This window comes from Halobellus marinus, from assembly GCF_032113415.1.
GTDB classification, from domain to species: domain Archaea; phylum Halobacteriota; class Halobacteria; order Halobacteriales; family Haloferacaceae; genus Haloquadratum; species Haloquadratum marinus.
In genome coordinates this window covers 134,458-146,440 of record NZ_CP134947.1, presented here as the reverse complement: position 1 = coordinate 146,440, position 11,983 = coordinate 134,458, and the positions used below count along the sequence as shown (strand labels likewise).

Here is an 11,983-nt window from a genome sequence, read left to right as displayed (position 1 = left end):
TCGGGACTATGGCTTTCCGCACTCAGTCCGGTGTCCGCGCTGTGGTGTGTCTGCTCACCCTCGCTGTCCTGTTCGCGTCGACCGTCGGGGGCGCAGCCGCCGCCGGCACGACGGACATCGGGGTTGTGGCCGATCGCGACGCCCTCGCTCCGGGAGAGGCGACGACCGTCGAGGTCGTCGTCGTGGACGCGGACGGCGGCGTCGGCGCGCTCAACGCAACGGTCTCTCTCTCGAATCCGGACGTGGCGTCGGTCGAGAGTGTGACGCTTCACGGGAATCCCGATCTCAAGCGGATCACCGACCGCGCCGACGGCGTCGGACTGAGTGCCGTACTCGCCGACACTGAGGACGTCGGACACGTCATCGTCGCCACTGTCGTCCTCCGCGGGGAAGAGCCCGGACGGACGTCCGTCGACGTGGACCTCAGCGTGCTCGGCGACGAAGACGGCACGGCGTACTCCGTCGGCACCGTCGATCGCCCGACGATCGCTGTGAACGACGTGTCCGAATCCTCGTCGGATGACCGGACCGCGCCACGGCCGACAGACGGCGAGACGAGCGGCGACAATACGGTCGGACCAGCACACGGTAACGACGACAGCGACGACGCTGATTCCGGCGACATCGGACACACAGAGTCCGACGACAGCGGGGACGCTGACTCCGGCGACACCAGTGACGGGACGAGCGACGAGGAGCGGGCCGAAATCGGTGGGTCGACTCCGGGCGAACAGTCCGTGAAGACAGGCCTCTCTCCGATATCAGAGATTTCCGCACCGGCCCTCGCGATCGGAATCGTCGTCATCGGTGCGCTCGTCCTGCGTCTGCTCAGGTGACCGCCGCCGTCGTGATTTCGTCGTAATCGCGCTCGATCGCGCCGCGCCGACTCGGAGATCTTGCCTCCTTTTTTGCGACCACGGTGACGTCAGATTGCTGCCCCACGGGGGAGGCGAGCGTCTCTCCCTACGCGGTGTTCGGATATCGTCTCGGATGACAGTCCCGAGCACCTACAGCCAGCCCGGCGGCAGTTCGTCTTCGTGATCGTTGAGGAGTTCGAGCAGCGGTCTGATCTCGTCGAAATTCAGCCCTTTGGTGACTTCGTGGCTGTCCTCGCTCCACTCGATAACCCGTAATCAACCAGCTTCGGTAAATGGACGTGCCGCATCGTCACCAGACGCTCAACGGAATCAGCTTCCTCTTCAGAATCGGCGAGCACAACTGGTGAATCGTCCTGTGGATTGTGCTCTAGTAGAGCAATCAGCAGTTTGCGTCGCTGAACGCTTGCTAACGCATCTACCAGCGTATCGAAAGAAGTAATTCGGTCTGATTGTTTCACAGGTTTATATTCGTGAGGCATAAGCAAAACACACCGCTTTTTTAATACTCTTTTATACTTGATTAAACGAGTAACACGTACTGCGGTTTTTACAGTAGATTCAACGCGTTGTTTCGACTGGCGACGCGTAGCCGAACCCGAATACAAAGAGTGCGATCGTCCGTACCCCTCCGGTGGTAAACGTAACTTATTATAATTAATAATAGTACAGTACTGCTACAAAAGCCGTTATAACACTCTTAAATACGGGTATAAGGAGTGTAACTATGGTAATCAGGGGCCATTGTATAGTATGGTCGGGTTGTCAGACGAAGACATAGAACGAATCAAGGAATTCAATGAGACACCGTGGTACGCGCAAGATCCGGACATCCTGGTCCCGACAGAGGCCAACGAGGAGTCGTCTCGGGCCGAATCTTCGGACTGACGGGACACTGGTGACTCCCGGAAGATTGTGGAGTAATCCGGTGTTTACGTGGGCTTCCCTGTAGTAAAGGGGTCCAATTCGCGCCGGAGGTCGAACAAGGGGGCGGGTCACGTAGAATACTCGGGCGAGTCGGTGACGCCCGGGTCTCGGAGTTACCGGGGAATACTATGCGTCTCTCCGTTCTCGCGGCTGGAGCATAATCTCCCCGTCTCGATAGGCCGTGACCCGGTAGCCCTGGTAGTTGAACGATACCCGGTCGTTCTCGCTGCCCGGGTGCTTTCGAGAGAACAAACTGTCTAGGGCGTCGGCGTCGATGACGTCGTTCAACGGTCGCAGTTCGGTGGGATCTGACCCCGATAGCTCTGCGACGGCGAGAACGATATCGGTAGAAACGCCTTGCTCGGGATCGTCAGCTCGAAAAACCCGGACTTGTTTGTCGCGGTCAATTTCGATATCCGGACGGTCAAACGAGCGCCAGCCTTTCTCGGTCATTGGGACCAGCTTGATATGGTATATTTATAAAAGCTTCTTTATGCCGCGATTGCAACTCAGTCCGATTTACGATCGTATCGCTCGGACGATTTGGACTACTATCTCGCTGACTGCGACGGGATCCAACCGCTCGCCCGCTGTTACGCCCCTCTGCATTTGTTTAACAGTCTGTTAATATATTACTAATCCAATTAAGACCTGTATAAGAGGTCTGTACTTCTTCGGACGGGGCGGAACAGCCGATCTGCTGTGAGGTTGCGATTTTCGGTTAGCGCAACGAAAAACGCAATTACACCGGATCAACGGGCTGTCCCGATCGTAGCGTTTGCACGTCTCCGATCACACGATCGCACGACGAAGCGCGGGTGCTGATACTGACTGTTGTCGTCTCTTCTCGGCGCTCGCCGGCACGATGGTGGCGAGCAGCGGTAAAAAGTTACAACAGCCAATATGAGTACTCAGTTGCAGTTGTTATTCGGTTCACGGGGGTCCGCTGTGTTCGAAACCGATCCTCACCCCGACTCAGTTCCCCGACGACGCTTTTTGAGCGCAACGGTGATCCCGATAACAATACCGACAAGCAGCAGGAGTCGTGTTCGTTTCATTGCAGGTTTAGCAAGACCAGACGGCTGTATAAGTATGAACTGGATACCCACGCGGTGCCTGAGTCGAGTGCCGAATTCGGGGTACCCGCCAGGATCATCGCCACGCAGCGGACGGTAATGGATCATCGCCACGCAGCGGACGGTAATCGATGTATAACAAAGCCCATAAGCGAAGTCAAACCGGGCGTGAACACTAACGGACGCGAACAGCGGCGACACCCTGCTGGGGGTGCCAGTCAGTCCGGCCGACAGAGAGGAGATCGTGGATGAAGCGAGTCCGGAATACTGGTGGTGTGTTCGCCGGTAAACTGGCGCTCGCAGTTGGCTACCTCTCGCTTGCAGCGGGCGTCGTCGTCGCGTAGGATTCGCCGGCGAGCAGCTACGAGGTGTCGATCTACGCGGCGACACCGCTTGAGTTCTGGGTCGCGCTGGCTATCGCAACGGCGGCCGCTGTCGGGGTGTCGCTGCGTGACGACGGACGGCTCCCGCCCCCTGCTGCTCGGCGGGATGTCCGCTGTCGCCGTGGCAGGACTGCCGCTGATTCGAGGGTATTACTTCTACGGCCGTGCGGACTCGCTCGTCCACCTGGGCTGGGCGCGGGAAATCAACGTCGGCGGCGACCCACTGGACCTGTTCTACCCCGGCAGCCACCTGCTGTCGGTGAGTCTCTCGAAGGTCGCCGGGACGGAGGTCCCGCGGGCGATGATGTTCGTCGTGTTGCTCTACATCCTGCTCTTTTTCATCTGCGTGCCACTGTGCGTGTGGTTCATCTTCCCGGACCGTCGGGCGCTTGCCATCGGCGCGTTCTCGGGATTCCTCCTGCTTCCGATCAACAACGTCAGCACGCACCTGCACTTCCACACGTACTCGATGGCGATGCTTTTCGTCCCCTTCCTTCTCTACGTGGCGTTCACACACCTGCTCGATGACGAGTCGAGAGCGGCCATCGGGGCTCGCCTGAGCGACGGGGGTCGCACTGCCAGCGCAAGGGCGAGCACCCACCGTGAATCGGTGGGCTTCAAACTCGGCTCAATCGAGGTGGTACCGACGAGTTACCTGCTGCCGCTTTTGTCGCTCGCACTGGTACTTTTCCACCCGCAGGTGGCGCTGAACGTTCTGATTCTCCTCGGTAGCATCGCGGTCGTGCAGTTGGTGTATCGGCGCTATCGCCCTGGGGAGTCCCTCGCAGCACACCGCGCCCTCGTCCTGCAGGCGGCGGTACTGTTGGTAATCTTCATCGCCTGGGTGCAGACGCACAACGAAGCCTTCGTCAGGACGGCGAACACGATGGTGGAGTCGGTGATCGGGTTCATCGAGGGGACGGCCGGAACCACGCCACGGGTCGAAAGTCAGACCGAATCCGCGGAGACCATCGGCGTGAGCATCTGGGAGATGTTCGCGAAACTGTTCGGCATCGAGGCCGTCTTCGCGCTGCTCGCGTCCGGCGTGGTTCTCGGGGTTGTCACAGGACGACTCGACCGCCTGAACCGAGAGGGGACCGGCCGGTCGTCCTGCACGTCCACGGCTCGTCGTTCGACGAGTACGTTGCGGACGCCTCCCGCCCCCTCGCAGCACTGCAAAGTGCGGTCTTTGGTGCAAGCGACGCGATCGTGGTTCTTTCGGAATACTGGCGCGACGCCCTCGTTGTGCGTGCGCCTGCGGAGAAACTGGTCGTGCTCCCCAACGCGATCGACCCTACGGAGTACGTTCCGGACCCGTCGGCCCATCCACCGCACCTCGTCTTCGTCTCCAACCACATCGAACGCAAGGGGATCGTCGAACTGACCCGGGCGATCGATCGGCTCCGAACTGCCGGGGTCGAGTTCCGGGCGACGATCGCCGGGGCCGGACCGCTCTCCGAACACGCCGAAGCGCTGGCGTCGACGCACGACGAGGTGGAGTACGTCGGGTTCGTTCCGGAAGCACGCAAACGCGAACTGTTGAGCGAGGCCAACGTCTACGTCCTTCCGACCTACGCGGAGGGACTTCCCATCGCGGTGCTGGAGGCGATGGCCGGCGCCAACGCGATCGTTTCGACAGACGTGGGGGCAATCCCGTCAGTCGTGGACGATCGGAACGGAGCGGTCGTCCCTCCCGGAGACGTGGACGAACTGACGGCGGAGCTCGACCGGCTGCTCTCCGATCCCGCGAAGATCGAGCGGATGGGACGGGTGAGCCGCCGCCCGGTCGAGGCCTCCTACGCGTGGGATGGGATCATCGAGGACCTCCTCGCGCTGTATGCGGGGCTCGTCACCGACTTCTCCGAGGAAAGTTTCCGCACTGGCACCGCAGCCGCGACTGTCGAGCAGTGATCCCCGGGAGCGACCGGGCGATGGCAGCACTCACACGGACCGTCCCGTGGTCGTGCTCTCCGGTACCCTCGTGGTTGTACTCTCCGGTCCCGGCGACGACGAGTACAATAGTATTCGCATCAGTCGATCAGTCCCTCGGCTTCGATCCGTTTCCAGAGCTGTTGCCCGCGCTCTGTCATCCCGTAGATCCGACCCTTCTTTTTTTGCTTCGATACCAGGAGTTCGACCAGCGACCGTTCACGGAGTGCCCGAAGCGCCCTGGAGACGTGGGTGATCGGGAGCCCCGTCTCGGCAGCGATACTCGACGGTATCGACGGACCGGTCGCGAGCGTCTCGAGTACCGCGATCCGATATTTAGAACTGATGACAAATCCGATCTCGTCCCACTCATCAGTGTCGTCCGCCTCGTTAGACATCGTTGGTGATACTGTCGGGAGGTGCGCCTCGCGGATATACGAGTCGATGTTTCACGGTTATCGGCCGACCAGTTACACGAACGAACGACTCGAACGGAAACTGATCAAACCGCCCGACTGCTCCCGGTAAGCAAACCTTATTGAACGAGCCGTCGGGCACAGTAGCGCTTGCAACCATCGTTCGGCCGGTCCCTCGATAGTGCGCGATTGGGGTGGGTGAAGACGTACGAACGCAACGATCTGGTCGCCGTCTTGGCATCGGGTGGACCGCGCTTACCCCCGCGGAGTCTCCCGATTCCCGAGCTGTAACGCCGCTGTCGACTCACGGACCGGAGAAGGGCACCCGGATGTATTTCGATATCTCGCGCCTCGAAAGTACGAGCCACCGATTCTTGGCGGACGGTCGCACTCTGCAGGCGAGGAAATTCCATCTATTGCTCTCTCTAACTGGGAAGTGGAAGCTACTATACGACTCTTAACAAAGACAAGGGAGAAAAAATGTCGGGTAGCACCAGTACGGGACCGACCCTTCGCCAACACAAGAGCATCCAGATGTCAAACGTACCTGACGAAGAACTCAGCCAGGATACCCTCTTCAGCCTCCTCAGCAATCCAAGACGACGGTTCGTCCTGCAGTACCTCAACAGGGTCGATACCCCAGTGACCCTTCAGGAGCTATCGGTAGAGACGGCTGCCTGGGAGAACGAGACTGACGCGGAGAACCTCACTGACCAGCAACGAAAGCGCGTACAGGTCTCGCTGTACCAGACGCACATCCCTGCACTTGAAGACGCGGAGATCATCGAATACGACAGCGACAGCGGCGAAATAACGCTCACCGACCGAGCCGACGACCTCAATGTCTACCTCCACGGGGATATCGAGGAGGAGGACCGGCGCTGGGCAATGTACTATCTCGCGCTCGCGGTCACCGGCGTGGTCGTCTACGCCGCGAGCACGCTGATAGCCGGCGTCGGCGAGTTCTGGACGACGGTGATCGGCCTCATCTGGATTCTGGGATTGGCCGGACTGGCAGTGGTCCACTACCTCGAGGAGAAATAAATTCCCGCATCTATCGCCCCGGATCACTATCCGTCGGCGTACAGCGGTCGCAACTCTGGGCCACTATCCGGCAGCGTGCAGCGGTCGCAGCCCTGGGTCACTATCCGGAGGCGTACAGCGGCCGGTATCTGCCGTCGCCTTCCGTCGGCGCCCCGCGGGTCGTCGTCGACGATAGACCGCGCCTCGCTGTCCATTTTCCTGTGAGTTCGGCTCTTCCGTCGACGCTATGGCTTTTCAGCGCGTCGCCACGGCTTGAGTCCGGGCATCCCGTCGTTGAACCACAAGCCGACGGTAACGAGCAGTAGCACGCCCTGGAGCAGGAAGTACTGTCTCCCGGTCGGCGTGGCGAAAAGCTCCTGACTGTTCAGGAGGAGGTCCCAGACCCTGTCGGCGAAGCCGGCTGACGCCGATGCCGGTTCTACCGTCGACCGGAGCGGCCACAGGAACGCCGGAAGCAACGGCGGTTTGCCGAACAGCCAGCCGAACAGGAGGTCGCCCAGAACGTGGGTGACGTGACCGACTGCGATCGCCCCGCCGGCTCCGGGATGCCCACGTCGGTAGAGCCAGGCGCCCAGGAGGACGGCGATCGGCACGCCGACCAGAAGCGAGTGTGCGATGCCGACGCCGCTTTCCATCACTCCGAACTGCCAGGCGAGCGGCTTGTCGACGAGATCCGGCACCTGTGTCGCCACCGCGAGGACGAAGGCGTTCCGCTGGGACGGCGCTCCGGCCCCCCGGAGTCGCTCGAACGCCGAGTAGGCGACGTAGCCGACGGCTAGATGACTCCACGGCCACATCAGTTCGAGGATCCCGTCGCACCAGATTCTATCTCCAGCCACAGATACATATCTTGTTCGCCGCCGTCGACCGACTTATGTTCGTCGCTCGTGACTCCCACTGTGATGTTTGCGGACTCGTCGAACCGGAGCGTCTCCGAGAGGTCGCTGAGGACGAGCTGATCGCCGGATTCGGTGAGTCGGTGGAGATCGGTCGTGCCGGGATTCTTCTGGATCGCCACCAGCGCCCCCCCCCGAGAGCGGCGGTGGCCGCGACGACGCTCACCGCCACCACCCCGTTAGCCAGGAGCGCTGGGGACGGCGTTCCGGTCGGGGACGAGCGGTCGAAGCCGGGCCCTGCTCGCGGTCCAACGTCCGGCTGGCGGATGATATGGACCTGACACCGCGGCCGGCCGTCAGTGCTGACACGATTATGAGGTACCACCTGGCGGCGACGCCGCTGCCGATCGTCTTCCCGCGAACATCATTCGATCCACTTGCCGATGGTGTACTGGCGGTGAGGCGTCCCGGAGAGGTCTAGCGCCTGGTGGCAGTCGATCACGACGATTCCAGGCTGCTCATCGGATGGTCGCTCCGCTGAACCCCTCCGGTTGCCGTCCGTGGCGGGTACGGCGTCGCCATCCACGCCGTTCGACGCGGCGTTCCTCTCGGCCGCGAAGGCGTCCGAGTTTATCGCCTCGTACGCCTCGTGGGCGGTCACCAGGATCGCGGCGTCGATCTCGCGCGATTCGAGCGCCTCAAGAGAGATGAACTCGCCGGGCATCTCCGGGGAGTCGTCGACCAGCGGGTCGGTTGCGAGCACCGTTGCGCCGGGTTCCGCCAGCCGTTCGGCGATATCGATGGCCGGGGACTCCCGGGTCTCGGGGACGTCGGGACGGTAAGTGACTCCTAACAGGGCGACCGTCCTCGTCGCCGCCCGGAGATACGAGAGGTCAGGCGCCCCCGCTTCGTCGACGAGCGTCGGAACTGTGATGACGTAAATGCGAGCACTGGCGGCGGCCGCTTCGTCGATGAGCGTCGGAACGGTGATGACGTAAATGCGAGCACTGGCGGCGGCCGCTTCGTCGATGAGCGTCGGAACGGTGATGACGTAAATGCGAGCACTGGCGGCGGCCGCTTCGCCGTCGATCGTCGGCCGGAACCGGCCGTCCTCGACCAAGTCGGTCACTAGCGCCGATAGGCCGGGTTTGTTCTCGAACGGGTTTTCCCCGGTATGCAGCGTCGCCACGCGGTCGGGGATCGATGTCGACACCGAGGTATTTGTTATTAACTGGCTGTTCCCGGTATGAACTGATTACTTGCGAGTGACTCCCGTCGCCTGAACGACGCTTAGACGGCGATCGCGTTTCGACCGACGGTTTCCGCGGCTCTTAACGTGCCACGAGTGAAGTCTGGTAAAACCTGTGGTGCACACCGGTGGTCTATATAAACTCCGCGGTCAGATTACAGCCCTAAAAATGTAATAAATTTGGATTCTGATTGACGGTCAGGTACGGGGCGGGTTGGAAGCGAAGAGTCGGTAACTGACTCGCCTCAACGGGCCGCACCTGTTCCGTGCGTCGTTGCGCACGTGTTAATGAGCTCATAACAATACGCGAGAGCGGAAAAGAGGTAACTGCGCCGGAGGATACCCCCCTGCCCACCATTCCGGCGCGCTCCCCACCCCCCCGGGATACTATCCCGGGAAACCCACCGCTTTTTGGCGCTGACTGGCAATTTGCACTGTCGGCCATCAGTCTGCAACGACTCCCAGCACCCGCGGTGACGATTCGCCTGCAACAGTACTATTCGGCAGTATCACGCATAACGAGTCCGTGTACTGCTGTTGCGCCCGACGATGACGATTCCGCTGGGTGATTCGAACGAGCGGCGTCGATCGCAGCTGAGCCGCCGGGAGGCAACTCCTCGGTTTCCAGCCGGTATCGATCTGGCACAGCTACAGGGCCGAACGCGCTGCTCTCCACCGCCGTTCGAGTGCCGTGACTGACAGCAGGCCCGACAGGACAGAGGTCGTGAAACGACGGCCAACAACTGGGCTGTCCGCGGAATTATACAGATCGTTACAATATAAGTCTGGGAGCAACCCACTCCTATGGAATTCGGTAACACGAAAATAGCGATCTTGCTGGTTGCAAGCCTCAGCGTAACGGCCGCCACGGGGGCGGTAGTAACCGGGTTCGACATCGGCGGACAGCAGGTGAGTATCGACGCGACCGAGGCGACTCCCACCGAGGGAACCGACTCCGCCCTCAGAGTGGGTGCGACTCTCAACAACACCGGCACGGCGAGCGAGACCCGGTCGGTGACGTTGCTGATCGACGGAAACGAGACCGGGACCGCCCGAACGGAAGTTGCCGAACGCAGGGTGACGATCCCGCCGGGCGCGACCGAGACTGTGTCTTTCGATGTGGCTCCGGCAGCGGTCCAGTCGGGGACGGTCGCGTACGCGGTCGTTGTAGCTGACGGGAACGAACCGTTCATTCGCAGGAACGGGACCGTCAACCTTGACCCACCGAGGCTCGTCCCGACGGATACGACCGCGTCGACGGTCGTCAGAGGCAAAGAGGCGTCGGTCAGGGCGACGATCCGTAACCAGGGAGACTTCCAGGGAATGCAGACGATCGAACTTCGGCTTGACAGGAATTCATCCCGGCCGCGGGGCCAGACTGAGATGGTCGTGAGGACGGACCCGGTCGTCGCTCCGGGTGAACAGACGGAGCTGGCGCTAGCGGTCCCGACTGAAAACCTCCGGCCGGGGATCTACGCGTACCGAGTTTCGGGTCCGGACACGACTACCGAGGGAACGTTGACGGTGCTGCAGCCGGCGACGTTCCGGTTCGAAGCGGTCGACGCTCCCGCGAACGTCACCCGTGGCGAGGAGATCAACGTCACGGGGACGGTTCGGAACGAGGGCGACGTGTCGGGCGCAGCGACGCTCAGCTTCGACCCGTCCAACGAGACCGGTGAGGCGGAAACGCAGTCGATCCGGCTCGACGGGGCGGACTCACAGACCTTCCAGTTCACCCTGAACACGAGTACCCTTGACCGCGGCAACTACTCGCCCGACCTCACGGTGGCGAACGAGACCACGTCGGTCCCGTTGCGGGTGCGGGATAGCCACTTCGAGGTGGGCGGAATCCCAGGAACCCAGACGCTGGACATCGGAGAGGACAGGCGGTTCGAGGCGACCATAGCCAACACTGGTGACCTCCAGGACAACCAGTCCGTCGAGTTCCGGATTGATCTGAACGGGGACAACGAGCCGGAACCGTACGGCATCGAACGGTCTGTCGCGCTCGATCCAGGAGAAGAGACGACCGTCGAATTCAGCGTCGAATACGACGAGCTCGCCGAGGCGGCCGAGCCGGGGCAGATGTCCGGCAGTCACATCTACGGAGTCTACAGCGAGGACGACAGTGCGACCGCGGTCGCCGCCTACGAGCCCGACTACGATACCGACAGTACGACGAGCAGTGGGACGAGCGGCGAGGTCGACACGGCGTCGCTCGACGAGATCACTCAGTCGAAGTACGGCTACGACTTCGACGAGATTAGTGGCGAGACCCAGACCCAGGTCGAGGAGATTCACGAGCGCCAGCCGTTTGCGGACGGGCTGGTGGTCACTGAAGTGCTGACTCGGGAAGAGATCGCACGGCAGTGGTACGGCCTCAACGTGGAAGCCGGCGACGAGTTCAACTTCTCCGCGATCGACGTCGAGACCCAACAGCAGATTGAGGCCGACTTCGACGCGCAGTTCCAGTCACAGACCGGCGACCGGATCGAGTCCTGGGATGAACTGGCCCGCCAGGACTACGACAGCGAGTACGAGAACCTGACCGACGAGCAGCAGCAGACGATCAGGAAGCGCTACTGGGAGCAGTTCGAGGATAGCTGATCGTCGGACACAGGTCTGTACTGAATCTCTTTAACACGGGGCGAAGTCTCCTCAACCAGTTGTCTCTGACAGGGTGAGAGCGACTGTCGCCCGCGATTGTCGGCTGCGCCCCTCTGCTCGTCGGCGTCGCCACCGGCGTCAGTTCCGCCGTCGTTCGCGTGCTCCTCGGGCCCCAGTTGTCCTGCCTCGATCGTCGCGGCCAGCGGGTTGTTCTCGATTTCCAGTGGGAGATCGACCCGCCCGCCCCGGCGCGCTGACTCCCAGCTGGTGAAGATGATCTCGATCGATCGAAGTGCCGTCTCGGCGGCCAATTCCGGCGTCCGATCGGTCACGATCGCGTCGACGACGCCCGCGAGCGCCCGCTCGATGAACACCTCGCCGCTCCTGTCTTTGGGTGCTACCACCGGTAGTCGCTCCTTGGGCTTCCGCACCGCAGCGCCGACGTATCCCGGGGAGATCCAGCCGTGAATCCTCTCCCCGCCGGTGTCGATCGTCCACCAGCTGCTGTCCTCCTGCCGGACCCGGAGTCCCGGGCCGTCTTCGACACCAATCTCGGTACAGGCCACCAGCTCGCACGCGTCGTTCCGCGGTAGGATCCCCGTATCGGTACCCCATCGCTTATCACTTTTGGCCTGACCCGT

General features: G+C 61.7%; 10 protein-coding genes and 1 pseudogene. 5 read left to right on the top strand and 6 right to left on the bottom strand.

The window, feature by feature from the left end:
* Window positions 1-8 precede the first annotated feature (8 nt).
* Window positions 9-836: a hypothetical protein gene (locus RJT37_RS19030; protein ID WP_313690127.1), complete on the top strand. Its 828-nt coding sequence runs from the start codon at window positions 9-11 to the stop codon at window positions 834-836.
* Between the two features lie 1,092 nt (window positions 837-1,928).
* Here the strand turns inward: RJT37_RS19030 and ddfA are convergent.
* A complete protein-coding gene (ddfA, locus tag RJT37_RS19025; RefSeq protein WP_313690126.1) occupies window positions 1,929-2,255 on the bottom strand; it encodes a DdfA family disk-determining factor in 327 nt (108 codons plus the stop codon).
* Window positions 2,256-4,101: 1,846 nt separating this feature from the next.
* Between ddfA and RJT37_RS20750 the strand changes: the two are divergent.
* Together RJT37_RS20750 and RJT37_RS19015 are read left to right on the top strand one after the other, a co-directional pair.
* A pseudogene (locus tag RJT37_RS20750) lies at window positions 4,102-4,500 on the top strand (hypothetical protein); the annotation flags it as partial.
* A gap of 33 nt (window positions 4,501-4,533) precedes the next feature.
* Window positions 4,534-5,172 (top strand): glycosyltransferase family 4 protein, encoded by a 639-nt coding sequence (locus RJT37_RS19015; protein WP_313690125.1) that lies wholly within the window; start codon window positions 4,534-4,536, stop codon window positions 5,170-5,172.
* Between the two features lie 119 nt (window positions 5,173-5,291).
* Here the strand turns inward: RJT37_RS19015 and RJT37_RS19010 are convergent, their stop codons facing one another.
* The gene (locus RJT37_RS19010; RefSeq protein ID WP_313690123.1) at window positions 5,292-5,588 is read right to left on the bottom strand and encodes a winged helix-turn-helix domain-containing protein; all 297 of its coding nucleotides are present in this window, start codon (window positions 5,586-5,588) and stop codon (window positions 5,292-5,294) included.
* A 552-nt stretch (window positions 5,589-6,140) separates the two neighbouring features.
* On the opposite strand from RJT37_RS19010, the gene RJT37_RS19005 reads away from it, so the two are divergent.
* On the top strand, window positions 6,141-6,650 hold the full coding sequence (locus RJT37_RS19005) for a DUF7344 domain-containing protein (protein ID WP_313690121.1): 510 nt from the start codon (window positions 6,141-6,143) through the stop codon (window positions 6,648-6,650).
* Between the two features lie 224 nt (window positions 6,651-6,874).
* On the opposite strand, the gene RJT37_RS19000 is transcribed toward RJT37_RS19005, so the two are convergent.
* The 3 genes from RJT37_RS19000 to RJT37_RS18990 all read right to left on the bottom strand — a co-directional run bounded on the left by RJT37_RS19000 (window position 6,875) and on the right by RJT37_RS18990 (window position 8,699).
* The gene (locus RJT37_RS19000) at window positions 6,875-7,489 is read right to left on the bottom strand and encodes a metal-dependent hydrolase (RefSeq protein ID WP_313690119.1); all 615 of its coding nucleotides are present in this window, start codon (window positions 7,487-7,489) and stop codon (window positions 6,875-6,877) included.
* Window positions 7,447-7,668: a hypothetical protein gene (locus tag RJT37_RS18995; protein ID WP_313690117.1), complete on the bottom strand. Its 222-nt coding sequence runs from the start codon at window positions 7,666-7,668 to the stop codon at window positions 7,447-7,449. Before RJT37_RS18995 ends, RJT37_RS19000 begins: the two co-directional genes overlap by 43 nt.
* Window positions 7,669-7,910: 242 nt before the next feature.
* Entirely contained in the window at window positions 7,911-8,699 is a 789-nt protein-coding gene (locus RJT37_RS18990) for a UDP binding domain-containing protein (RefSeq protein WP_313690114.1), read from the bottom strand.
* Window positions 8,700-9,539: 840 nt separating this feature from the next.
* On the opposite strand from RJT37_RS18990, the gene RJT37_RS18985 reads away from it, so the two are divergent.
* Window positions 9,540-11,342, top strand: a complete 1,803-nt coding sequence (locus RJT37_RS18985; protein ID WP_313690112.1) for a CARDB domain-containing protein — start codon at window positions 9,540-9,542, stop codon at window positions 11,340-11,342.
* Here the strand turns inward: RJT37_RS18985 and RJT37_RS18980 are convergent.
* Entirely contained in the window at window positions 11,315-11,908 is a 594-nt protein-coding gene (locus tag RJT37_RS18980; RefSeq protein ID WP_313690111.1) for a hypothetical protein, read from the bottom strand. The genes RJT37_RS18985 and RJT37_RS18980 overlap by 28 nt on opposite strands.
* Between the last annotated feature and the right edge of the window lie 75 nt (window positions 11,909-11,983).